Origin of the sequence: Natrinema thermotolerans (genome assembly GCF_031165565.1) — an archaeon.
GTDB lineage: Archaea > Halobacteriota > Halobacteria > Halobacteriales > Natrialbaceae > Natrinema > Natrinema thermotolerans.
Map to the genome: position 1 here is coordinate 1,001,116 of NZ_CP101873.1, position 22,015 is coordinate 1,023,130.

General features: G+C 66.1%; 23 protein-coding genes. 12 read left to right on the forward strand and 11 right to left on the reverse strand.

Going from position 1 to position 22,015, the window contains the following annotated elements; genetic code table 11:
- The first annotated feature begins 574 nt into the window (after positions 1–574).
- Entirely contained in the window at positions 575–925 is a 351-nt protein-coding gene (locus NP511_RS05175) for a DUF5658 family protein (protein ID WP_006649256.1), read from the forward strand.
- 160 nt (positions 926–1,085) lie between these two features.
- The gene (locus tag NP511_RS05180; protein WP_308986954.1) at positions 1,086–1,775 is read left to right on the forward strand and encodes a hypothetical protein; all 690 of its coding nucleotides are present in this window, start codon (positions 1,086–1,088) and stop codon (positions 1,773–1,775) included.
- Between the two features lie 14 nt (positions 1,776–1,789).
- Here NP511_RS05180 and NP511_RS05185 read toward each other — a convergent pair whose 3' ends face one another.
- Complete coding sequence (locus NP511_RS05185; RefSeq protein WP_049964696.1) at positions 1,790–3,190, reverse strand: NAD-dependent succinate-semialdehyde dehydrogenase; 1,401 nt, start codon at positions 3,188–3,190, stop codon at positions 1,790–1,792.
- A 119-nt stretch (positions 3,191–3,309) separates the two neighbouring features.
- Between NP511_RS05185 and NP511_RS05190 the strand changes: the two genes are divergently transcribed.
- Complete coding sequence (locus NP511_RS05190; RefSeq protein ID WP_006649259.1) at positions 3,310–3,522, forward strand: DUF8106 domain-containing protein; 213 nt, start codon at positions 3,310–3,312, stop codon at positions 3,520–3,522.
- A gap of 75 nt (positions 3,523–3,597) precedes the next feature.
- Here the strand turns inward: NP511_RS05190 and NP511_RS05195 are convergent, their stop codons facing one another.
- Entirely contained in the window at positions 3,598–4,884 is a 1,287-nt protein-coding gene (locus tag NP511_RS05195; protein ID WP_006649260.1) for a Cdc6/Cdc18 family protein, read from the reverse strand.
- A 960-nt stretch (positions 4,885–5,844) separates the two neighbouring features.
- On the opposite strand from NP511_RS05195, the gene NP511_RS05200 reads away from it, so the two are divergent.
- Positions 5,845–7,101: a Glu/Leu/Phe/Val family dehydrogenase gene (locus tag NP511_RS05200; RefSeq protein WP_049964697.1), complete on the forward strand. Its 1,257-nt coding sequence runs from the start codon at positions 5,845–5,847 to the stop codon at positions 7,099–7,101.
- Positions 7,102–7,212: 111 nt separating this feature from the next.
- Positions 7,213–7,944: a DUF6517 family protein gene (locus NP511_RS05205; protein ID WP_049964698.1), complete on the forward strand. Its 732-nt coding sequence runs from the start codon at positions 7,213–7,215 to the stop codon at positions 7,942–7,944.
- 52 nt (positions 7,945–7,996) lie between these two features.
- On the opposite strand, the gene NP511_RS05210 is transcribed toward NP511_RS05205, so the two are convergent.
- Positions 7,997–9,151, reverse strand: coding sequence for an acyl-CoA dehydrogenase family protein (locus NP511_RS05210; RefSeq protein WP_049964699.1), 1,155 nt, complete (start codon positions 9,149–9,151; stop codon positions 7,997–7,999).
- Positions 9,152–9,219: 68 nt separating this feature from the next.
- Positions 9,220–10,434: a DUF7544 domain-containing protein gene (locus NP511_RS05215; RefSeq protein ID WP_049964700.1), complete on the reverse strand. Its 1,215-nt coding sequence runs from the start codon at positions 10,432–10,434 to the stop codon at positions 9,220–9,222.
- A 126-nt stretch (positions 10,435–10,560) separates the two neighbouring features.
- Between NP511_RS05215 and NP511_RS05220 the strand changes: the two genes are divergently transcribed.
- The 5 genes from NP511_RS05220 (at position 10,561) to NP511_RS05240 (ending at position 15,582) form a co-directional block, all read left to right on the forward strand.
- Entirely contained in the window at positions 10,561–11,370 is an 810-nt protein-coding gene (locus NP511_RS05220; protein ID WP_049964701.1) for an RIO1 family regulatory kinase/ATPase domain-containing protein, read from the forward strand.
- Positions 11,371–11,448: 78 nt separating this feature from the next.
- Positions 11,449–11,775: a hypothetical protein gene (locus NP511_RS05225; RefSeq protein WP_084158239.1), complete on the forward strand. Its 327-nt coding sequence runs from the start codon at positions 11,449–11,451 to the stop codon at positions 11,773–11,775.
- Positions 11,776–11,903: 128 nt separating this feature from the next.
- Positions 11,904–13,436 (forward strand): aldehyde dehydrogenase family protein, encoded by a 1,533-nt coding sequence (locus NP511_RS05230; protein WP_049964702.1) that lies wholly within the window; start codon positions 11,904–11,906, stop codon positions 13,434–13,436.
- A 94-nt stretch (positions 13,437–13,530) separates the two neighbouring features.
- Entirely contained in the window at positions 13,531–14,721 is a 1,191-nt protein-coding gene (gene glmU / locus NP511_RS05235) for a bifunctional sugar-1-phosphate nucleotidylyltransferase/acetyltransferase (RefSeq protein ID WP_049964703.1), read from the forward strand.
- 138 nt (positions 14,722–14,859) lie between these two features.
- Positions 14,860–15,582 carry a hypothetical protein gene (locus NP511_RS05240; protein ID WP_049964942.1) on the forward strand — a complete coding sequence of 241 codons (723 nt, stop codon included), beginning with the start codon at positions 14,860–14,862 and terminating at the stop codon, positions 15,580–15,582.
- Positions 15,583–16,101: 519 nt separating this feature from the next.
- Here NP511_RS05240 and NP511_RS05245 read toward each other — a convergent pair.
- The 6 genes from NP511_RS05245 to NP511_RS05270 all read right to left on the reverse strand — a co-directional run bounded on the left by NP511_RS05245 (position 16,102) and on the right by NP511_RS05270 (position 20,481).
- Positions 16,102–16,956: a nitrilase-related carbon-nitrogen hydrolase gene (locus tag NP511_RS05245; RefSeq protein WP_049964704.1), complete on the reverse strand. Its 855-nt coding sequence runs from the start codon at positions 16,954–16,956 to the stop codon at positions 16,102–16,104.
- Between the two features lie 27 nt (positions 16,957–16,983).
- Entirely contained in the window at positions 16,984–17,418 is a 435-nt protein-coding gene (locus NP511_RS05250; protein WP_006182061.1) for an SRPBCC family protein, read from the reverse strand.
- A 95-nt stretch (positions 17,419–17,513) separates the two neighbouring features.
- On the reverse strand, positions 17,514–17,738 hold the full coding sequence (locus NP511_RS05255; RefSeq protein WP_006182062.1) for a DUF7123 family protein: 225 nt from the start codon (positions 17,736–17,738) through the stop codon (positions 17,514–17,516).
- A 111-nt stretch (positions 17,739–17,849) separates the two neighbouring features.
- The gene (locus NP511_RS05260; protein WP_006182063.1) at positions 17,850–18,035 is read right to left on the reverse strand and encodes a DUF7525 family protein; all 186 of its coding nucleotides are present in this window, start codon (positions 18,033–18,035) and stop codon (positions 17,850–17,852) included.
- A gap of 132 nt (positions 18,036–18,167) precedes the next feature.
- Positions 18,168–19,199, reverse strand: coding sequence for a phosphate signaling complex PhoU family protein (locus NP511_RS05265; protein ID WP_006649272.1), 1,032 nt, complete (start codon positions 19,197–19,199; stop codon positions 18,168–18,170).
- Positions 19,200–19,329: 130 nt separating this feature from the next.
- A complete protein-coding gene (locus NP511_RS05270) occupies positions 19,330–20,481 on the reverse strand; it encodes an ATP-NAD kinase family protein (protein WP_049964705.1) in 1,152 nt (383 codons plus the stop codon).
- A 190-nt stretch (positions 20,482–20,671) separates the two neighbouring features.
- On the opposite strand from NP511_RS05270, the gene NP511_RS05275 reads away from it, so the two are divergent.
- On the forward strand, positions 20,672–20,806 hold the full coding sequence (locus NP511_RS05275; protein ID WP_006182066.1) for a hypothetical protein: 135 nt from the start codon (positions 20,672–20,674) through the stop codon (positions 20,804–20,806).
- Positions 20,807–20,808: 2 nt separating this feature from the next.
- Here the strand turns inward: NP511_RS05275 and NP511_RS05280 are convergent, their stop codons facing one another.
- Entirely contained in the window at positions 20,809–21,492 is a 684-nt protein-coding gene (locus NP511_RS05280) for a competence/damage-inducible protein A (RefSeq protein WP_049964706.1), read from the reverse strand.
- Between the two features lie 145 nt (positions 21,493–21,637).
- On the opposite strand from NP511_RS05280, the gene NP511_RS05285 reads away from it, so the two are divergent.
- Positions 21,638–21,994 (forward strand): winged helix-turn-helix domain-containing protein, encoded by a 357-nt coding sequence (locus NP511_RS05285; RefSeq protein ID WP_015299140.1) that lies wholly within the window; start codon positions 21,638–21,640, stop codon positions 21,992–21,994.
- The last annotated feature ends 21 nt before the right edge of the window (positions 21,995–22,015 follow it).

Genomic DNA, 22,015 nt, shown 5'->3' on the forward strand with positions numbered 1-22,015 from the left:
GATCGTCGGTCGGCAGCGGCCGTGGTGCTGCCCGCCAGTCGATCGCGGCCTCTCGGACACCCATATAACGCGGACTCCCACGTAACGCGTGGACTACTGAACGCGAGCGTTCGTATCATCGGACCCGACAGTGTATGATGTCTCCGTGCTGGTGACCACGGAGACAGAACGCACTCTCGAGCGGGTCGCGCCATAGTCGATCCGTCTCCCCTCGCGACGACCGCCACACGATCAGTGGCGATCCGTCGGCGCGACCCCTCTCCCCCTCTACTGTCCCATCCAGTCCGTGATCGGTTCGTGTGACCGTCCGACACGGAGACGACGGTAACGACAGTATTCGGCCGGCAGGAGATCCAGTATCAGGTGGTTTCGACGCATAGCTGACCCCGCCTTCGAAGTACGACCCGGTTACAACCCCGAAATCGTCACGGCAGCCGCCCGAACCGTTTGCCGTCGATTGTAAGCGATTACCAGCGACGGCGATCCCCCTACGCCTGCCATAACAATACCCCGCGTACTGGTACGGGTTCTTGCTCCCGACGGCAGCGGTCGGTTCGATTCCGGCCGGGAGTCTATGAGTTCCGAGCGCGCGACCCCAGGCCAGTGGCTGCCGGGCGATGTGACGCCCGTCGACCTCGAGCGGCTGCTCTGGGGGCTGGTCGCGCTCTCGCTGGTCGCCGACATCGTCACGACCTTCGTCGGGCTCAACCTCGGGTTGGCCGAGTCCAACCCCGCGGCCCGCGGCGCGATCGAGAGCTACGGCGTCGTCGGCATGCTCGGGCTGAAGGCGTTCGCGGTCGGCGTCGCGCTGGCCTGCCGGCCTCTCCTCGAGCGGGCGTATCGGCCGATCGTGCCCGCGGGGCTCGCGGTGCCGTGGCTGGCCGCTGCAGTTCTCAACGTCTATACGATCTCGACGGTCGTGTGAGCGGCCGAAGACGGGCGGGACCAGTGGCGGTGTCGTCGAACGACTCGAGGAAGGGAGACAATCCGGCGGTTCCGGTTTCAGATTCTGCAATGCCCCCCATTTCCTAAACGGCGTTTCACCGTACCAACGGGCTCGAATGAAGCGGAGACAAGTCGTACGATTGGTTGCACTGAGCGGCGTCGCAGTTCCGCTTGCCGGCTGTTCGAACGAGGCGGCCGAGGGCGATGACGAGAACGACGATACGGATGGCGACACTGACGACCAAGACGGTTCCGCCGACGAATCGGACGAACGGGAGTTCTCCGGGACCGGATCGGAGGCGCTCGAGGACGTCAGTGTCGAGGGCGGGCTCACCGTCGTCGACGCTACCCACGAGGGCGACGGCGAGTTCCAAGTTCGGTTGATTCCCGAGGAAGACGACGGTAGTGAGGACGACACGGAAGACACAAGCGAGACGGAGTCAACTGGGACGCTGTTCGCCGATTCGTCGGGCGAGTACGACGGACAGACCGCGTGGCATATGGAGGGCGGGACCTACCAACTCAGCGTCGTCGCCGGCGGCGATTGGACGGTGACCGTCCGCGAGCCGCGTGAGACCTCCGGGGATTCCATGCCCGTGTCCCTCGAGGGAACCGGAAACGAAGTCCACGGTCCGTTCGAGTTCGACGGATCGCACCAGCCCTCCGGCGACTACGACGGAACGGAGATCAACGTCACCATCCTCTCGACGACGCGGGAGGCCACCCAGTTCGTGTTTCACGAGGACAGTATCGAGAACCCGACCGAGTTCGACGGCGTCGGCTACGTCGAAATCAAGTCCGACGGCGAGTGGTCGGTCGACATCGAGTGACCGGCAGCGGCCGATCACTCGACCCTATCGGCCTCGTCGCCGGCGTCCTGCTGGATCCAGATCGTCTTCGTGTTGACGAACTCCGTGATCCCGTGTTCGGCGAGTTCCCGGCCGTAGCCCGAATCCTTCACGCCACCGAAGGGCAGCCGAGGATCGGACTTGACGAGTTCGTTGACGAAGGCGAGCCCGGACTCGAACTGCCGGGCGACCCGCTCGCCGCGCTCGAGATCCTCGGTCCAGACGCTCGCACCGAGACCGAAGCGGGTGTCGTTTGCCTTTTCGATGGCGGCGTCCTCGTCGGGGACCCGGAACACGGAAGCGACGGGGCCGAACAGTTCCTCCCGGTCGGCGGGGGTGTTCTCGGGGACGTCCGTGATTACCGTCGGCGGGTAGTACGCGCCGTCGCGGTCCATCGGCTCGCCGCCCAACTCGAGTTCGCCGCCTTGCTCGACCGTCTCCGCGACCTGCTCGTGGAGTTCCTCCATGAGGTCCGGGCGGGCCTGCGGCCCGAGGTCGGTGGCCTCGTCCATCGGATCGCCGACCGTCTGGGCCGCCATCTCGTCGATAAAGCGGTCGACGAACTCGTCGTAGACGTCGTCGACCACGACGAACCGCTTGGCCGCGATGCAGGACTGGCCGTTGTTGATGAGTCGCGCCTGGACCGCCGTCTCGACCGCCTCGTCCATGGGGGCGTCCTCGAGGACGACGAAGGGGTCGCTCCCGCCCAACTCGAGGACCGACTTCTTGAGCTGGCTGCCGGCGGTTTCGGCGACCGCCCGACCCGCGGCGTCGCTGCCGGTGATGGTGACGGCTCGGATCCGGTCGTCCTCGATGACCGCGTCGATCTCGCTCGAGTCGATCAGCAGCGACGTGAAGGCGCCGTCGGGAAACCCCGCTTGGTCGAAGACGTCCTCGATGGCCCGGGCGCAGCCGGGGACGTTCGAGGCGTGTTTCAGCAGGCCGACGTTGCCCGCTGCGAGGTTCGGCGCGGCAAAGCGAAAGACCTGCCAGAAGGGGAAGTTCCAGGGCATGATCGCCAGTACCGGCCCCAGCGGCTGGTAGGCAACGACGGTGCGGGCGCTCTCGTCGCCGGCGATCACCTCGTCCTGGAGGTGTTGTGCCGCGTTCTGGGCGTAGTAGTCACAGACCCACGCGCATTTCGCGACCTCGTCGCGGGCCTGCCCGATCGGCTTCCCCATCTCTTCGGTCATCAGTTCGGAGTACTCGTCGGTGTTCTCCCGAAGGACGTCGGCCGCCCGGGCGAGCAGCCGCTGGCGCGTCTCGATCGGCGTCTCGGACCACTCCGCGAAGGTCTCGGTCGCCCGCTCGAGTCGGGCCTCGCGTTCCTCGTCGGAGGTCGCCTCGAAGCTGTCGACCACGTCGCCCGTCGCCGGGTTCGTGCTTTCGATTGACATGCCGTGATCGACCACGACGAATCGCTTAGTACGCGGGGCTGCCAACCAATGGTGAGTCGATCCGTCACGGTCGTTCGTGCCACACAACCCCTATGCCGGTCGGATCCCTACGAGCGACCATGTCAACTGACACGTCCCACGACGATTTCGAACCGCCACCCGAAGCGCGGAAGACCGTTCTCTTCTGTCCGGACTGTGGCCACGAGAGTCCGGTTACCGGCGACTGGGAGACCGTGACAGCCGGCGACGAGCGACTGCTCGTCTGTGTCGACTGTGGCTGCGTCGTCGATCGGCGATCGCGACGCCGGCGCGAGACCGTGAAAGCGGTCTAGCGCGGGACCGGGGAATGGTCCCACACCCCTCGTTCAGAGTGAAACGCGTGTTCGAGGTGGTGGTAGTTCGACGGATCAGGAAAAGGACTCGAGATCGGCGTCGCGGTTCCCAGTCGACGGCCCCGTCTCCCGAAGTCGGTCGTACGTCGGCAGGTCCTCGAGCGAGGCGTCGCGACGGACCGCCTTGACGATGTGTTTCGGATCGGTCACGAGCCGGTGCAGGAGGTAACTCCCCTGTGACCGACCGCCACCGGTCTTCTCGGATTCGATGACGCCGAGAAACGCCTGCTCTTTGAGTTGGCGATAGAGGCCGTTCTCGGTGATCGGATCGGTCGCGACCAGTTCACAGATCCCGACGTAGCGCTCGTACACCTCCCGGGTCTTGTACGTCTCCCGATCGCCCGTGATGATACAACTGGCGAGCGCATAGAGGGCGAGTTTCGCGTGAACGGTCGCGCCGCTCGTGAGTTCTTCGATGCGGTTGATCTCGGCGACCTCCTGAGCCTGCTGAATGTGGGTCTCCGAAACCGTCTCGCTGTCGGTGCGGCGGGCGAGTTCCCCGGCTTCCTTGAGGATCTCGATCGCTTTTCGTGCGTCGCCGTGTTTCTTCGCCGCGAGGGCGGCACAGAGTTCGATCGTTCCGTCCTCGAGGACGTCGGGCTGGAATGCGTCCTCGCGATTGCGCATGATCTCGCGGAGCTGGGAGGCGTCGTACGGATGGAAGAACAGCTCCCGGTGGCCGAAGCTGCTGTCGATCCGCTCGTCGAGGGTCTCCCGGTACTGGACCTTGTTGCTGATCCCGATCACGCCGATGTAGGCGTCGGTCTTTCGGGCCTCTCGAGCGCGCGAGAGCTGCATCAGAATGTTGCTGTTGTCCAGTTTGTCGATCTCGTCCAAGATGACGATGACGGCGTCGAAACAGTCCTCGAGAATCCCCCAGATGTGCTGGTAGTACTCCATCGTTCCGACGCCGCGAAGCGGGATGTTCTGCTGGTAGTCGGTCTGGTCTTTCAGACTGAGTGCCAGCTGTCGGGTCGCACGGGTCTCGGTGTTCGCTTCGGAGCAGTCGACGTAGAGAACGGCACAATCGATGTCGTTGCCGCGGGCGGCGTCCTGGGCCCGCGTCGAGACGTGTCGTGAGATCAGACTCTTTCCGGTCCCCGTTTTGCCGTATATCATCACGTTGTTCGGCGGATCACCGCGCGTGATCGCACCGACTTCGGCGGCGACGGACTGGATCTCGTCGTCGCGCCCGACGATGCGGTCCTCGTCGGGAACGTGACCGACGTGGAGGAGTTCCTTCCGATCGAAGATGGGATCATGAGATTCGAAGAGCGGGTCCCCACCGGTCTGCTCGGCCATAGTTCAGATCTGGAGACGGACATTATAAAGCTGTGGAAGCCCGTTCAGACTGATAGTGAACAGAGATAGAACTGTTACTGTCTATTGAAGGCCGTTTCGGAGTATCCGTACTCGCTGCCGGGTGCAGACTGAACTGTGAACGCCCGTCGGGAACAGGCCCACACCCCGTTCAGACTGAAAGCAGTCGATAAGCCGTAGTCGCCAACCGGAGTGTACACCGAGTTCGCGTGGAACGTCGAGAGTGCGACGGATGCAGCTTTCCGGAACGTCTCCTCTCCCTCTCCTCCATCTAGAAATAGTATTATATATTACGGTAGCAGAAGATATTGCAACATCTTACAGTACCAAATCGTAACAACCGCTTGTGTCCCCCGCAGGTCAATTCCGTCGGTCACAACCAGGTACCGCTCACTCGGTATTCACTCTGAATGGGGGGTGTGGGTCCGGTACTACGAATCGCAAACCGTCCGATCGCGTTCGATCGGATCCCCCGCCGTTCAGAGTGAATCCGGTCATCCCCTCACGATCCCGTTTCACTCTGAACGAGGGGTGTGACTACCCCATCGATCGTGATCCGTCGATCGCCGGGATGATTCCGAACGCCCGGCGACACCGCCCGGCTTTTCACTCTGAACGAGGGGTGTGCCACCGGGTTATCGGCCCGCGCTCGAGACCGGGCCCCGAAACGGGCGGTAGAGAACTGACCGATCGCCCATCCGCTCGAGTGCGGAGGCGATCGTGTGCGATTGTTGCGATTTGGTGCTGCAAGTCGACCTCGAGGGCGCGCGGTTGCCCCCAACGGGACCCGCGTCGACGGCGTCGTGACTCGGCCGGAGCAACCGGCGAAACCGACTGAACGGTCAATATATAGGGTACTTAGGTCAGCCTTGGAGAACGTGCATCTCTTTCCATGATAGATATTCGCTACGCTTATCCCTTGGTCTCCGAAACCCCCCGCGTATGAGCGAAGAGACCAACCCGTTCGAAAGCCTGCAATCACAGATCGACGACGCGGCGGCGTATCTCGACGTCGGCGACGACGTGATCGAGCGACTCAAACACCCCGAGCGCGTCCTCGAGACGAACCTCACGATCGAACGCGACGACGGCGATCTGGAGCGATTCAAGGCCTTCCGCTCGCAGTTCAACGGTGACCGTGGGCCCTACAAAGGCGGCATCCGCTACCACCCGGGTGTCTCCCGCGACGAGGTCAAGGCTCTCTCGGGCTGGATGACCTACAAGACCGCGATCGTCGACATTCCCCTCGGCGGCGGGAAGGGCGGCATCATCATCGATCCGGCCGACTACTCCGAGAGCGAACTCGAGCGGCTCACCCGCTCGTTCGCGAAGGAACTCCGGCCCATGGTCGGCGAGGACCGCGACGTGCCCGCGCCCGACGTGAACACGGGCCAGCGGGAGATGAACTGGATCAAAGACACCTACGAGACCCTCGAGAACACGTCGGAGCCGGGCGTCGTGACCGGGAAGGCGCTGGATTCGGGCGGCAGTGAGGGCCGCGTCGACGCGACCGGCCGCTCGACGGTCATCGCCGCCCGCGAGGCCTTCGACTACCTCGACAAGGACCTCGAGGGCGCGACCGTGGCCGTCCAGGGCTACGGGAACGCCGGCTGGATCGCCGCCCGACTGATCGACGAGATGGGCGCGACCGTCGTCGCCGCCAGCGACTCGAGCGGCGGGATCTACAACCCCGACGGCTTCGATCCGGTCGCGGCCAAGGATCACAAGAACGAGACGGGCAGCGTCGTCGGCTTCGAGGGAAGCGAGGAGGAGATCACCAACGAGGACGTCCTCACCCTCGATGTCGACCTGCTGATCCCCGCGGCACTGGAAAACGCGGTCGACGCCGACCTCGCGGAAGACGTCGAGGCCGACGTCATCTCGGAAGCCGCAAACGGGCCGCTGACGCCCGCGGCCGACGAGGTCCTCGAAGAGAAAGACGTCTTCGTGATTCCGGACATCCTCGCGAACGCGGGCGGGGTCACCGTCTCCTACTTCGAGTGGGTACAAAACCGCCAGCGCTTCTACTGGTCCGAGCAGCGGGTCAACGAGGAACTCGAGGGCGTCATCGTCGACGCCTTCGACGCCTTGATCGAGGCCTACGAGGAACACGACCTCGAGAACCCCCGGACCGCGGCCTACGTCGTCGCGGTCCAGCGGGTCGCCGACGCCTTCGAGGAAGCCGGGACCTGGCCCTGACCGACGGTCGCTTGCCGTAGCCGGAGCGATTCGGACGACACCCATTTTTCGAGTGACACACTGTTAGGATTTCAGTAAACACTTACCACCTGGACCGCCATTTGCAGGGAAATGAATCGACGAACCGTCATCGCGGGACTCGGTGCGGCGGGACTGGCCGGCCTGTCGGGCTGTCTGGGCTTACTCGGCATGGACGAACACGAATCGTCGCCCGCGGGCGTCACGAGCGAGGCCCGCGCGGAGACCGGCTACGAACAGACGGCCATCGAACCCCTCGGGATCGAGCGGGACGTCGGCCCCACGAACGAAACCGTCACGGTCACGAACTACATGACCAAACACGAAAAGCGGGTCGGGATTCAGGGGCTCGGCGAGCGCCGCGCGGCCGTCTTCAACGTGTTGACGACCCCGCAGGTCAGCATCCTCGGGCAGGAACTCAACCCCGTCGAGGAGATGTCGACCGAGGAACTCATCGACCTCGTCAGGAGCAACTACGACGGCATCGATAACGTCTCTCACGACGAGGACGCCACCGTCACGATCCTCGGGGAGTCGACGACCAAGTCGCGGTACAGCGCGGACGCGGAGTTCGACGGCCGAGACGTCGCGGTCGACGTCCACATCACCGAGGCCGTCGAGGCCGACGACGACCTGCTCGTGACGATCGGAGTCTATCCCGAGCCCCTCCAGGGGCGGGAAGCGCCGAACGTGGCGACGCTCACCGAGGCCGTGACCACCGACGTCGACGAGGGCGCCTCGAGCGGCGGCGCCGACTCCGATTCGGACGCCGAAAACGGCTCGACGAGCGACGACAACGACAGCGACGACGGCATCCTCGGCTGACCGACCGGCTTTTACCTCGGTCCGGACGGCGACCCGCGGCTCGAGGCGACGGTCACTGTGGGCCCGACAGGCCGAGTTCGCGGCCGATCACCAGGTGCTGAATCTCGCTGGTCCCCTCTCCGATCTCCATCAGTTTCGCGTCGCGGTAGAACCGCTGGGGGGCGAAGTCGGTCGTGTAACCGTAGCCCCCGAGGACCTGGACGGCGTCCTCGGCGACCTCGCGGGCGGCCTCGCTGGCCTCGAGTTTCGCGAGGGCCGACTCCCTGGTGACGGGGTCGTCCCGGTCGTACGTCCGGGCGGCTTGCCGCGTCAGGAGCCGCGCCCGCTCGGTCTTGCGGTGCATATCGACGATCGTGTCCCGAATCGCGTCGAACTCGCAGATCGGCTGGCCGAACTGCTCGCGCTCCTGGCTGTAGGTCTTCGCGTGTTCGTAGGCCCCCTGTGCGAGCCCGGTCGAGAGCGCGGCGATCGAGATGCGGCCGCCGTCTAGGGTCTTCTTGGTCTGCTCCCAGCCGTCGCCCACCTCGCCGAGCAGGCGGTCCTCGGGGAGGCGAACGTCGTCGAACGCGATCTCACAGGTCGGCGAGGCGTTGAGCCCCATCTTCTCCCAAACGGTCGTCACCTCGAAGCCGTCGTCCGCGTCGGGGGCGACGATGAACGTCGAGATGCCGTCGTAGCCCGCGTCGGGATCGGTGACGGCCTTGACGAGGATCGATCCGGCCTCGGAGGCGTTCGTGATGAACTGCTTGGTGCCGTTGAGGACCCACTCGTCGCCCTCTTTCCGGGCCCGGGTGTTCATGTCCGAGGCATCCGAGCCGCTCTCGGGTTCGGTCAGCGCCCAGCCGCCGATGGTCTCGCCCTCGGCCAGCGGCCGCAGCCAGCGCTCCTTCTGGGCCTCGGTCCCGAACCGTTCGATGGGTTTCGAGGCCAGCGACGTGTGCGCGACGTAGGAGAGGCCGACGGCCCCGGAGACCCGGCCCAGTTCCTCCGCGACCAGCGTATACATCAGGGTATCGCCGCCGAGTCCACCGTAGTCCTCGTCGATCGGCACCCCCATCATATCGAGGGCGGCCAACTGGTCGAAGACCTCGGCCGGGAACCGATGGTCGTCCTCGATCTCCTGAGCGATCGGCTCGATCTCGGCCTCGCAGAAGTCCCTGACGGTCTCCCGAATCATCCGGTGTTCGTCGGGCAGATCGGCGGCCATACGCAATACTTGCCGAGGGCGGGAATAAACGCACCGCCGCCCGCAGGGGGCGGCCGAGAGAGGCACTCCTACCAGCCGCTTCGATCGTCCCGATCGTCGTCATCATCGTCCGACCCGCTCGAGTCGCCCCAGCCGCCGCCGTCATCGTCGGAGTCGCCTCCGCCGACCCCGCTGTCCGACTCGTCGCGGTCCCCCCAGCCGCTCGAGTCGTCGGAATCCGGTTCGTTCCAGCGGCTGTCGAACGATTCCGAGTCGTCGCCCCACATGTCGTCGGTCCCGAGGTCGTCGCGGTCGTCCCGGCGATCGTCCTCGGCTCGAGAGTCGGGCGTCTCCCAGGAGCCGCCGGTGCCCGGGCCGCCGCGAACCGCGTCCCGGCGGTCGGGGATCAGATCGAGGTCCGCGTCGGTATCACCGAGCAAGAGCAGGGCGTAGTAGCGCAGGTAGACGACGACCGGCACCTGGACCAACAGGACGAGTACCACGAGCAGCGGAATCGCGACCAGCAGGACGAGCAGGTTCAGAAACGGGATGAACAGGAGAACGAACAGGACGATCACGATCGGAATCGCCAGGATGAACAGCGCGATACCGATCGCAAAGGCGAAGACCAGCTGCAGGAGCCAGACCAGCAGGAGGTAGACGATATACTCCGCCCAGTTGCCCGACAGCGTCGGCCAGAACCGCTTCCAGGCGGCGACGACGCCGAGATCCTCCTGCAGCATCGTCGGGGCGATGAAGACCGTCGTGAACCGACTGATGACCGCATAGGCCAGCACCACGGGGATCGCGACGAGGATCACGATGCCGATCATCGCCAGCGAGACGGCGTCCGACCCCGAGAGGAAAACTGCGGCCACCGGGAGCCCGATCACTGCGAGCGCGATCAGCCCGAGGACGACCCGAAACCCGAACAGTTGAACGCCGTGTCCGACGTTGCGCTTCGTGTACCGACGGACGTGTACCTCGCCGGAGCGCAGCGACTCGAGGAACGTGAACTCGAATATCGATCCGACCAGCAGGAACGCGAGTCCGACGAGGAGGACGGCGACGGTGACGACGACGAGTATCGGGAGTAACTCGCCGACGTCGACGGTGCCCGGATCGACCGACGTCCCCTCGTCGCTAACTCCCCCACCGCCGCCTGAAAAGACGGGGTTGCCGAACCCGACGCCGCCGATGAAAAAGAGCAGCAAGGCGAGTTTGAGCCACATCCAGGGACGGATCGGCGTCAGAAACTCGCGGGTGACATCGATCGCGTCGCTGAGGTCGTCGAGCGCATACATTGGCTACGAGTAGAACGTCTCGACTCATAGTGTTAGCGTTCCAACCCCTGGTCCCCCGCCGTCAGCGACACCTTCCACCGATAACACTTCGGGACGCATTTAACGCCGCCGCTCCTGACTGGCGGTATGGACATCCGCCGGCTCGCACGAGGGACCGTCGAGTGGAGCCGCATCGAGCGTGTCGTCCGCACGCTGGCGGATCGCTACGACCGCGAGGAGGTCCGCGTCGAGTTCCTCGAGGCGGACAACTGGCTCTCGACGCCCTGCGTCATCGACGACGAGTGGTTCGTCAAGATCGTCTCCCGGCAGAACGCCCTGGTGCATGCGGTGTTGACGACCGGTCGGAACGTCGGCGCGTTTTCCTCTGGTACCGAGGGCTTTTTCGATCGGTTCGACACCCCTCGAGAGATGGTCGAACACGAGTACGAGGCCACGCTCCGGATGCGCGAGATCGGTATCAACGCCCCCCGGCCGATCGATGCCTTCGAGGTCAACGGACTAGGCGTCCTCGTCCTCGAGTACCTCCCGGAGTTCCGGTCGCTCGACGACGTGGCCGACGACGCCGTCGCCGAACGCGCGCCGGAGCTGTTCGCCATGCTCGCGATGCTGCACGACCACGGGCTTGCCCACGGCGACCTGCGGGCCGAGAACATCCTGCTGTGTGACGACGAGTTCTACTTCATCGACGCGACCAGCGTCCACGACGACCGCGTCGACGAGACGACCGCCTACGATCTAGCCTGTGCGCTCGCGGTCCTCGAACCCCGAATCGGGCCTCGAGCGGCCGTCGACGCCGCTGCGACGGCCTACGGACCCGACACCTTGCTCGCCGCACGGGAGTTCCTCGATTTCGTGCGGCTCCGGCCCGACCACGAGTTCGACTCAACGACGCTGCGCAGCGAACTCGAGAAGGCGGCCGAGTTGGGCGGGGTGTGAGGGCGAGGACCGGTCACGCCCCGACCACAGGCGGCTGCAGGCACCACGGGTTTTTCGGGAGTCGCGCTAGGGCCGTCCATGGGGCAAACGTTTACCGACGACGACGTCGGCAAGCGGGTCGAAACCACCGGTGGCGACGTCCTCGGCACCGTCGAACTGACCGAACCCGAGACGGCCTACGTCGACGTGAACGACGACGCCCGGAACACGCTCCGGGCGATCCTCGAGTGGGAGAGCGAGTCGAACGTCGTCCCGATGGACGCCGGGGCCGTCGGCGAGGTCACCGCGACCGCGATCCGGCTCGAGGCGGGGCGGTCGTCGCCGGACGAGGCGGGCGAGACGGCTCGTGTCATCGAGCGCGAGGAGCGGACCGTCACCGAGGAACGCGGCGAGGAGGACCGATAGACGATTCCGTCGTTGAGCGCCGTACTCGAGTCGATGGAATCCACGGCTTCGGCTCGCAACCCTCACGATCAGTTCGTGACATGTGAACGACCAGCAGGATTTTCACCGCGCCGATCGTAGTCGGCCGTATGAGCCAGCAAGCCACTGAACAGGTATACGGCCACTACATCGGCGGCGAGTGGACGGAGGGCTCGGGCGATACCTTCGCGAGCGAAAACCCCGCAACCGGCGAGACGCTGGCGACGTTCCGGCGAGGCACGGCGGCCGAGGTCGATCGGGCGCTCGCAGCGGCCGACGAGGCCTTCGAGGAGTGGCGCGAGCTGTCCTACATCGACCGGGCGGAGTACCTCTGGGACATCTACCACGAGCTGCGCGAACGCCATCAGGAACTCGGGGAGATCGTCACCAAGGAGTGTGGCAAGGAGATTTCCGAAGGAAAGGCGGACGTCACCGAGGCCTGGCACATGGTCGAGTGGGCGGCGGGCAACGCCCGCCACCCCCACGGCGACGTCGTGCCGTCGGAGGTCGCGGGCAAGGACTCCTACATGCGCCGCAAACCGCGGGGCGTCGTCGGCTGTATCACCCCGTGGAACTTCCCGGTCGCGATCCCGTTCTGGCACATGGCCATCGCACTGGTCGAGGGCAACACCGTCGTCTGGAAACCAGCCGAGCAGACCCCGTGGTGTGGCCAGATCATCGCCGAGATGTTCGAGGACGCGGGGATCCCCGACGGCGTCTTCAACATGGTCCAGGGCTTTGGCGACGCCGGCGCGGCGATCACCGACGACGAGCGCGTCGACACCGTCCTCTTTACCGGCTCGGCCGAAGTCGGCCACGAGATCGCCGACACGGTCGGCGGCGAACCCGGCAAGCTCGCGGCCTGCGAGATGGGCGGCAAGAACGGCATCGTCGTCACGGAGAACGCGGATATGGACACCGCGGTCCACTCCGCGGTCATGTCCAGCTTCAAGACGACCGGCCAGCGCTGTGTCTCGAGCGAGCGCCTGATCGTCCACGAGGACGTCTACGACGAGTTCAAAGAGCGGTTCGTCGACATCGCCCAGGACATCGCGGTCGGTGACCCGCTCGAGGAGTCGACGTTCATGGGGCCGGCGATCGAGGCCGACCACGTCGAGAAGATCCGCCGGCACAACGAGTTGGCCCGCGAAGAGGGCGCGAACGTCCTGGTCGATCGATTCGAACTCGAGGACAGTGAGATCCCCGACGACCACGAAGACGGCCACTGGGTCGGCCCGTTCGTCTACGAAATCGACTACGAGTCCGATCTGCGCTGTCTCAACGAGGAGTGTTTCGGCCCCCACGTCGCCCTCCTCGAGTACTCGGGGACGATCGAGGATGCAGTCGAGATCCACAACGATACGCCCTACGGGCTGGCGGGGGCGATCATCTCGGAGGACTACCGGCAGCTCAACTACTTCCGCGACCACGCCGATATCGGACTCGCGTACGCGAACCTGCCGTGTATCGGCGCGGAGGTCCAGTTGCCCTTCGGCGGCGTCAAGAAATCCGGCAACGGCTACCCGAGCGCCCGCGAGGCGATCGAAGCCGTCACCGAACGCACCGCCTGGACGATGAACAACGCCGACGAGATCGAGATGGCACAGGGGTTGTCGGCCGATATCACGACCTCCGAGGACTGAGCCCGTTTCGCCCCACCCTATCAACGACCGGCTTGCGTTTCAGATCCTACTCGGAAACGAATCGCTTATCCGGGGATTCGTGGAAGGGCCGGACATGAAAGCAGTCGTTCTCGCGGCGGGCCAAGGAACCCGAATGCGACCGCTGTCGGAATCGGTGCCAAAGCCGATGCTACCGGTCGCTGACCGTCCGCTCGCGGCGCACACAGTCGACGCGGCGATCGAGGCCGGAGCCGACGAGATCGTCCTCGTGATCGGCTACGAGGCCGAGACGGTCCGTGACTACTTCGGCCCCGAGTACCGCGGGGTCCCCGTCTCCTACGCCGTTCAGGAGCGACAGGCCGGGACCGCCGACGCCGTCAACGCCGCTCGTGACCACCTCGAGGGCCCCTTCGCCGTTCTCAACGGCGACAACCTCTACGATCCGGCGGCGATCGACCGGCTGTTCGACGCTTGTCCTGCGATCTGTGCGATCGAAGTCGCGGAGCCGTCCAACTACGGCGTCCTGAGTACCGAAGGCGGCCCCGATGGCCCCGTTACCGGAATCATCGAGAAGCCCGACGAACCGCCGACGAACCTCGCCAACGCCGGGGCCTACGCCTTCCCAGCCGAAGCCCGGGAGTGGCTCGAGGTCCCCGCCAGTGAGCGGGGCGAACACGAGATCACCGACGTCGTCGCGCGGGTGATCGAGGAGTTCGACATGACACCGGTCACGCTCGAACGGTGGCTCGACGTCGGCCGCCCGTGGGAACTGCTCGAAGCCAACGAGTGGAAACTCGCCACCCTCGAGCGCCGAATCGACGGCGACGTGAGCGACGACGCCACCCTCGACGGATCGGTCGTCGTCGAGGACGGCGCAACCGTCGAACCCGGCGTCGTGATCGAGGGGCCGGCACTGATCCGCGAGGGTGCCGAAGTGGGGCCCAACGCCTACGTCCGCGGCGCGACGCTGATCGGCCGGGACGCCGAGATCGGCCACGCGGTCGAAGTGAAAAACAGCGTCGTCTCCCCGGGCACCTCGGTCAGCCACCTCTCCTACGTCGGCGACAGCGTCCTCGGGCGAAACGTCAACGTCGGCGCGGGGACGAACGTCGCCAATCTCCGACACGACGACGCCGATATCCGGTTCACCGTCAAGGGCGAGCGCGTCTCGACTGGCCGTCGGAAGTTCGGCGTCGTCGCCGGCGATGGCGTCAAGACCGGCATCAACACGAGTCTGACTCCCGGACTGAAACTCGAGGGCGGCGCGACCACGCGGCCCGGCGAAACCGTCGAGCGCGATCGGTAGTCCGGCGGCGCGCTCGAGTCGCGCGTCGACGCGCCGGTCGCCCTTTCGGACAGCGTTGCGTCGGCAACATCGTTTATGGGGGATTAGTGACTTCTCCCGCACATGTCGACGGCGACGGTTCGCGGCACGATCAGGGGGATGGGACAGCGAGCGAATCCGGCCTTCGCGGTCGCGGTGATACTGATTCCGCTGGCCGCCTTGGGCTATGCGGTGACGGTCGCGACGGTCCAGCAACACACCTACGTTCACGTGATGGCGGGGGTTCTCTGGACGGGAATCGACATCTTCATGGGTACGGTCCTCGGCCCGGTCATCGGTGGCTTGGACGACGAGGAGAGTTCGGCGGTGTTCCAGCGGCTCACGCCGAAGACGGCGTTTCTGCTCCCGTCGCTGGCCTTTGTCACCATCGCGGGCGGGATCACGCTGGCCCAGCGGATCGGACTCTTTCCCCACGCCGACGCGTGGCTGGCGCTGTTTACCGCGGTGAACGTGATTCCGATCCTGCTCCTGCTGGGCTGGCGACTGGACGCCTGGGACGACCGCCGCTGGCAGATTCCGTTCGCCGTCGCGACGGTCGGCTCGCTGGCCTGGGTCGCCCTGACGATCGACGGGTTCGCGATGACCGAACCGACCGTCGCGGTGGCGCTTGTCCTCGTCACGGTCCTCTCGGTACAGGGCTTTGGCTTCCTGTTGCCCGGCGAGATCCGGATGTACCGCGAGATGCGCTCGGCCGAACCCGATCCGTCGATCATCGCCGGGATCGGCAAGCAAAACGCGATGCTCGGCGGCGTCCAGGGCGTGTTTCAGTTACTCCTCATCCTCGATATGGTGTACCTGCGCTACGGCGGCTTCCCGTTCTGACTCGACCGGGTCGCGGCCGCTCGTTCCGAACTGGCCGTTCGCCCTGCGGTGGCGCGCGCTGTCGGCCGGCCGAGCGCTAGCGAGGCTGGCCGACGACACTGTGCGAGGGATGAACGAACGCCGTCAGGCGTGAGTGAATCGGTTGGGGAGGGCGTGGCCACTCACCGTTGCCACGGTAGCGGGACGCTCCGTCACGGCCGAGCGATTATACTACACTCTCTCACGAGTACGCCAGTACCTCGCAATCTGACCTCGAGACGTTGCTTCCAAGCGATCGGGCTGAAAGCGAGAGGCGAAAGGGTGGACGAGGAGGCGGGCGCGGTGTAACGCTCGGGCCCCGGGACCCGAGCGCGCGACGGGCCGGAGCGACGCGCAATGCCGGGTAGACGTGAAAAGCGTCTGTGCCGGCAGCCAAACAAATGGCGTGGGAAAGTAAAAAGTCAGCGGTCGGCGAACCCGTGTCCGGCCCGCGGTCACGGCCGTCCGTCCGGTCCCGTTACAGCCGCTGGTCCAGCCCCGTCACAGCCGTCGGTCCCGCAACGCGGGGAACTCCTCGCGGACCTCGGCGACCGTCGCCGGATCGATCTCGGCCGTGACCAGCGCCGGCTCGTCCCCGCTCGAGGAAAGCGCGACGCCCCAGGGATCGTAGACGCTCGAGCGGCCCAGCAGGGTCGCGTCGTCGAACTCGCCGGCCCCGTTGATCGTCGCCACGTAGGCCTGGTTCTCGATGGCGCGGGCCCGCGAGAGCGTCTGCCAGTGTTCGATGCGGGGGTAGGGCCACGCGCTGGGGACCAACACCAGCTCGACGCCGTCGTCGACCAGCCGTCGGTAGAGTTCCGGGAACCGCAGGTCATAACAGGTCGTCACGCCGACGGTCAGGCCGCCGATCGTCGCCGTCTCGAGGCGCTGGCCGGGAACCAGCAGCTCCGACTCCGCGGACTCGTAGCCGAAGAGGTGGTGTTTCCGGTAGACCAGTTGCAGGTCGCCGTCGGCATCGAACAGGGCGGCGGTGTTCGCCAGCCCGTCGTCGGCCGGGGTCGGGACGCTCTCGGTCGCGGCGAGATCCTCGACGATCGTCCCCGCGAGGACGGCGACGTCGTGGTCGGCCGCGGCCGCGCGGAGCCGACCGAACGTCTCGCCCGCGAATGGCTCCGCCTTGCGCGCGTAGAGATCGAACGCGAAGTAGCCCACGTTGAACAGCTCCGGCAGGGCCACGAGGTCCGCGCCGCGGTCGGCGGCGCGAGCGATCGCCGCCAGCGCACGGTCGACGTTGGCCTCGACCTCGCCGGCCTCGACGCGAATCTGTGCGAGCGCGATCGACAGCGAGTCGCCGGACTCACCGCCGTCGTGGTCGGCGTCCGTCTCGATGCTCATACCTCGAGCGTGGCGGCCCCACCACCGTTACTGTGTCGTCTGCAGGTCCCGCTCGAGCGCGCGCTGGAGGTTCCGCAGTTCGGAATCGAGGTTGCGCTTGAAGAACTTCTCGACGCCGGGGAGCTTGCCGTCGACGTCGAAGTGGTTCTCGAGGCGTGTCCCGTCGTCGGTCTCGACGATCTCGTGTTCCCCGGTGACGTCCATCACTTTCGACTTGCCGACGAATTTGACGTACTCGGGCGGTCGCCGGGTGACGTCTTCGGTGTTGACCGTCACCGTCTTGCGAACCAGCGGGATGGGCAGCGCCACCTGCCAGGTCACGCGTCGGCCGTCCGCGTCGTCGACGGCGTACTCCTCGACGACGCTGATCGCCCGGGCGCGGTTCGACGGGTCGGCGATGAACTCCCAGACCCGCTCGGGCGAGGCGGGCACGTCGAACGACCGGTCGACACGTACAGTCATGCCCGTACCTCTGCGATTGTTGGATAAAAAGGCCGTGGACCCATCGGCGGCGTCGACTCGAGTCGGGCCCGGCCGTCGCGGTCCGGCGTGGCCGGTCAACTGGTGGTGACTCGCCAGGTCGTCGACCGGGCACGACCCCACTTCTCGATGTCGACCTCGTCGGCTTTCTCCGCGAGATGCGGGAGCCGAGCGCCGACCTGTTTCGACGAGAGTCCGATCGCGTCCGCGATGTTCTTCGCCCGGAAGTACTGTTCGCCGCGGGCCGCGCTCTCGCGGAGATACGAGAGGATCCGTTGCTCTTCGTCGGAGTAGTCCGTCATCGTCCGTACGTCCCGCTAGGGGAGCAGCGCTCTTAACTGTTAACGGCAACGGCCCGCGATACCCAGCGAGCGGTCGAAACCGGAGGCATGTGTCCGGGGCTGCCGACGGCCTCAGTAGGAGAAGAGGTGGATCCCGACGACCGCCAGCGAGCTAAAGAGAACGGCCGCGGCGAAGCCCCAGGCCGCCGTTATCTCCGGTGCGCCGACGAGCATCAGCAACGCGCCGATCACCGCGAGCGCACCCAGTGCGAGCGCCAGTCCAACGCCTTTGTCCGTCGTTTCGGATTCCGTAGCCATGCTCGGGGGTTGCGTGTGGGGTCCCTTAACTTCACCCATTCCTGACGGATCGAGCGTCGAACGGACGCCGGCCGCTCGGCCACCGATTCGCGGGAGAACCGACCGAACGTCTTCGCCACGTTCGCGCGGCTGTCACTTGATCGTCGTGTGTTCGGACTCCTCGTTGAGCGCGAGGTTGGCCGCGATTTCCCCGTTTCGGGCGGCGTACTGGGCGGTCTGCTCGAGGCTGACCAGCACCTCCCGCACCCGAAGCAGATCCTCGTTGTCCATCTCCGGCAGCCCCGTGAGGATCTCGTCCTCGCGGGCGGAGATCTCGTGGAAGAGCCCGCGGACCTCGTTGGACTTGTCGTAGTCGCGCTCGACGGCCGCCTCGACCGACTTGGTCGTGATCTCGTCGACCAACTCGTTCAGTTCCCGGATCTCGCGCATCACGGCGCTCTCGACGTTCAACGTGTGGCCCTCCGTCTCGATGACGATGTCGGCGATGTCCTCGCCGTTGTCGGCGGTCAGCTCGAGGTTCTTCGCGATCGAGCGGTAGCCGATCAGGGGGAAGCCGGTGTTCAGGCCGACCGCCCGCGCGAGGTTGGGGTTCTGGTAGGCCGTAAAGATCAGCCGCAGCAGGAGGACGAAGATCTTGTTGGCCTGGCGCTCCCGGTTGAGCGCGCGCTGGGCCAGATCAGTGTTGCCGTGGGCAAGCGCCTTGATCCCCTCGCCGCGCATCGTCTGTCCCGTTCGCTCTAAGCGCTCGAGGAGGTTGTCGAGCGTGAAGTCCTCGGGGTCGACTGAACAGCGGATCGAGATACTCTCGGGGGTTTCCTCGATGACGCCCAGCCCCATCAGCTGGGTCTCGGCCTGGTAGACCGCGTTGATGTGATCCGACTCGAGCGCGCCGTCCTCGCGTTCGATGCGAATGATGCGGCGGCCGAGGACGTACTGCGCGACGATCGCACGCTCGACGGCGTCGGCGTCGAGATCGTCGGTGTGGATGATCGCCTCCGTCTCCTCCGAACTCGCGGACTCGGGCATCACGGTCAGCGTGCCCTTGCCACTGGTTCGCAGCGAGACCTCGTCGCCCTTCTCGACGCCGTGTTCGGACGCCCACTCGGCCGGGAGCGTCATCGCGAGCGTCGACGGACCGAGTCGTTGGACTTTCCGCGTTTCCATACGGGCCCCTAGGCGAGACTTGACCTTAATCTTGACTATATGGTCATTATATAGCGCCGCATGGTTATATGGTTGATTTCCGTGGCCGTTTCACACAACCCCTTATACGCTTCGAGCGTGACGGGGCCGACTACACGACGTTGATCAGCCGCGTCGTGAACCGGCCGGTCCGGACCTGTAACCACCCGCGGAGCCGCTCGTCGATCTCCTCGTCGTCAGTGTCGACGCGCAGCGAGTCGAGGTCGGCGAGTTTCTCGTCGGACGCGACGACCTCGATCTCCTCGGTCCGTCGGATCACGGCCGGCGAGATCTGGTGGTTACCGCGGCCGAAAATAAAGCCCTGGCCGCCGATCGGCGAGACGACGATCGTGGCCGGCGACTCGAGTACCGAGAGGATCTCCGATTCGCCGGCGTCGCGGGCCAGCAACTCGCCGCGATCGCCCGCCGAGTCGTCCTCGCGGGGGCCGGCACGCCAGACGTCGACGCCCAGCGGCGAGGGATCGATCCCCAACTCCGTCTCGATCGCGCCGACGGTACTGCCGGGACCGAAGACGTAGGTCCGCCCGGGCTCGACCTCGCGGGCGAACCCCGCCGCCAGCGAGTCGACGCTCCCGCTCGAGACCTGTTTGCCCGACTGGACCGCCGGCGCGACGGGGACCGGGACGATCGCTTTGAGTTCCGTCCGGACCGCCCCCTCGCGGTAGGCGTCCTCGTCGATGTCGTTGACCTCGCGGCGCTCGACGCGGTCGAACTCGGCGGCGATCCGACCGGCGTCGGCCGGCGTCACGCCGAAGACCGACGAGTAGATCTTGACCCCGGCCGGCACGCCCAGCATCGGCGTCTCCCCGTCGGCTTCCGCGAGCGTCTCGGCGACGTCGACGGCGGTGCCGTCGCCGCCGACAAAAAAGACGAGATCGACGTCGGCCGCGAGTAACGCTCGGACGGCCGCGCGCGTGTCGTCGGCCGACGTCTCGGCCGTCTCGGGGTCGGCGACCCGAGCCGGTCGGTCGGTCGCGTCGGGGGCGTCGGCCGGGTCGTAGACGACCTCGGGTTCGTAGCCGGCGTCCCGGACCGCGCGTTCGCCCATGACGCCCGCGGCCGTGGAGACCGCGAGGTCGGGGGCGCGGCGATGGAGCGACCGCAACGCCTCGCGGGCCCGGTCCGGGGCACGCGGCTCGGCACCGCGGCGGCGTGCTTCCTCGAGTTTCCCGTCGGTCCCCTTCAGCCCGACCCGACCGCCCATTCCCGCGATCGGGTTGACGACGACGCCGATGGACTCCATACCGGTCTCTGGGAAAGCCAGTCGGAAAGCCGTGTCGTGTCCTGCGGGCGGTGTTTGGCGGGTAGGCGATCGAATCCTTCACTGGCGGCAGCGCGCGATCGAGGTCGAGCGGGACCCCCTGGGGTCGGGCGGCGTAGCCGACCCGCTCGCTTTCTGAACAATTAAGGGGGACGGGTACCGATCGCCGACTATGTCAACACTGATCGAGGCCGCTGTTCTCGCGTCGGAAACGGAACCGGAACTGCCGATGCAACTCGTCGGCTGGGGCGCGCTCGCGCTCGGCCTCCTGGTGACGGTCGCCTGGGCGGTCTCGCTCTACCGGTAAGATCACGGCGAGTCGACTCGCTCGCGGAGCCAATCGGCAGCGTCGGCGACCGTCGCCTCGTCGGTGCCGGTCAGTTCGATACTGACCGACTCGCCGGGATAGCTGCCAACCGACACGTCGAACCGCTCGCGGACGTCGGCGATCCGATCGAGCAGGGCGCTCTCGGCCTCGCCGGCGACGACCGTCTCGCGGTAGGTCGGCGTCCCCGCGAACTCGTCGGCGATCGACTCGAACATCGCCTTCATCTCCGCCGGGACGCCCGGAAGGACGTAGACCCCCTCGAGGGCCGCGCCGGGGGCGACGCCCGCGTCGTTGTGCAGGGCCCGCGCGCCGGCGGGTAAATCGGCCGTGCCGGCCGCGAGGTCGTCCCGCGTGTACCCGTCCTCCTCGAGCCAGGCCAGTGCGGCGTCGTGTTCTTCGACCTCTCGCCCGAGGGCCGCCGCGACCCCGTCCATGGTGAGATCGTCGTGGGTCGGGCCCAGCCCCCCGGTGACGATGACGGCGTCGTATTCGGCGCGGTACTCGTTGACCACGCGGGCGATGTCGGCCACGCGATCGGGAACCGTGGTCACCCGGCCGACGGTGACGCCGCGGTCGTCGAGTTCCGAACAGAGCCACGTGGCGTTCGTGTCCGTCGTTCGTCCGGCGAGCAGTTCGTCCCCGACCGTTACGACCGCGACGTTCATACCCCGTCGTTCGGGCCGGACCCCCAAATGCGTCTCGCCCTCGGCGGATCGCCGCCGGCTCGTGGGCCTCGCCGCGACCTGTCTGATAAAGTAGTACTCACGGTAACCACAAGATTCAATCCAGATAATTAGTAAGGAGGGTACTATGTCTCGGAGTCGGACGGAACGAACGGAGGCGGACTCGGCCACAGTGCTATCCGCGCTAGGGAACAAATACAGCGCGGAGATCCTCTGTGCGGCGGGAACGCCGAAATCAGCGCAGGCGCTCAGCGAGGACATCGAGATCCCGATCGCGACCTGTTACCGCCGGATCGAGGAACTCGTCGACGCCGGACTGTTGACCTGCGAAGGGCGACAGCTCTCCGACGAGGGGCGACGGACCAACATCTACCGACGGACGCTCGACGAGATCGAGATCGACTTCTCGAACGACACCCCCGAGTTCTCCCGCAAGCGCCGGACCGAGGCGAAAAACAGGCTCCAGGACAAACTCGAGGATTAACGCCTCGAGCCGGCAGTTCCC

What these genes read in the sequence shown, in the direction of transcription:
- NP511_RS05175 (WP_006649256.1), top strand. Translation starts at nt 575, where the DNA reads ATGAGTTCCGAGCGCGCGACCCCAGGCCAGTGGCTGCCGGGCGATGTG.
- NP511_RS05185 (WP_049964696.1), bottom strand. Translation starts at nt 3,190, where the DNA reads ATGTCAATCGAAAGCACGAACCCGGCGACGGGCGACGTGGTCGACAGC.
- NP511_RS05190 (WP_006649259.1), top strand. Translation starts at nt 3,310, where the DNA reads ATGTCAACTGACACGTCCCACGACGATTTCGAACCGCCACCCGAAGCG.
- NP511_RS05195 (WP_006649260.1), bottom strand. Translation starts at nt 4,884, where the DNA reads ATGGCCGAGCAGACCGGTGGGGACCCGCTCTTCGAATCTCATGATCCC.
- NP511_RS05200 (WP_049964697.1), top strand. Translation starts at nt 5,845, where the DNA reads ATGAGCGAAGAGACCAACCCGTTCGAAAGCCTGCAATCACAGATCGAC.
- NP511_RS05205 (WP_049964698.1), top strand. Translation starts at nt 7,213, where the DNA reads ATGAATCGACGAACCGTCATCGCGGGACTCGGTGCGGCGGGACTGGCC.
- NP511_RS05210 (WP_049964699.1), bottom strand. Translation starts at nt 9,151, where the DNA reads ATGGCCGCCGATCTGCCCGACGAACACCGGATGATTCGGGAGACCGTC.
- NP511_RS05215 (WP_049964700.1), bottom strand. Translation starts at nt 10,434, where the DNA reads ATGTATGCGCTCGACGACCTCAGCGACGCGATCGATGTCACCCGCGAG.
- NP511_RS05220 (WP_049964701.1), top strand. Translation starts at nt 10,561, where the DNA reads ATGGACATCCGCCGGCTCGCACGAGGGACCGTCGAGTGGAGCCGCATC.
- NP511_RS05225 (WP_084158239.1), top strand. Translation starts at nt 11,449, where the DNA reads ATGGGGCAAACGTTTACCGACGACGACGTCGGCAAGCGGGTCGAAACC.
- NP511_RS05230 (WP_049964702.1), top strand. Translation starts at nt 11,904, where the DNA reads ATGAGCCAGCAAGCCACTGAACAGGTATACGGCCACTACATCGGCGGC.
- glmU (WP_049964703.1), top strand. Translation starts at nt 13,531, where the DNA reads ATGAAAGCAGTCGTTCTCGCGGCGGGCCAAGGAACCCGAATGCGACCG.
- NP511_RS05240 (WP_049964942.1), top strand. Translation starts at nt 14,860, where the DNA reads ATGGGACAGCGAGCGAATCCGGCCTTCGCGGTCGCGGTGATACTGATT.
- NP511_RS05245 (WP_049964704.1), bottom strand. Translation starts at nt 16,956, where the DNA reads ATGAGCATCGAGACGGACGCCGACCACGACGGCGGTGAGTCCGGCGAC.
- NP511_RS05250 (WP_006182061.1), bottom strand. Translation starts at nt 17,418, where the DNA reads ATGACTGTACGTGTCGACCGGTCGTTCGACGTGCCCGCCTCGCCCGAG.
- NP511_RS05255 (WP_006182062.1), bottom strand. Translation starts at nt 17,738, where the DNA reads ATGACGGACTACTCCGACGAAGAGCAACGGATCCTCTCGTATCTCCGC.
- NP511_RS05260 (WP_006182063.1), bottom strand. Translation starts at nt 18,035, where the DNA reads ATGGCTACGGAATCCGAAACGACGGACAAAGGCGTTGGACTGGCGCTC.
- NP511_RS05265 (WP_006649272.1), bottom strand. Translation starts at nt 19,199, where the DNA reads ATGGAAACGCGGAAAGTCCAACGACTCGGTCCGTCGACGCTCGCGATG.
- NP511_RS05270 (WP_049964705.1), bottom strand. Translation starts at nt 20,481, where the DNA reads ATGGAGTCCATCGGCGTCGTCGTCAACCCGATCGCGGGAATGGGCGGT.
- NP511_RS05275 (WP_006182066.1), top strand. Translation starts at nt 20,672, where the DNA reads ATGTCAACACTGATCGAGGCCGCTGTTCTCGCGTCGGAAACGGAACCG.
- NP511_RS05280 (WP_049964706.1), bottom strand. Translation starts at nt 21,492, where the DNA reads ATGAACGTCGCGGTCGTAACGGTCGGGGACGAACTGCTCGCCGGACGA.
- NP511_RS05285 (WP_015299140.1), top strand. Translation starts at nt 21,638, where the DNA reads ATGTCTCGGAGTCGGACGGAACGAACGGAGGCGGACTCGGCCACAGTG.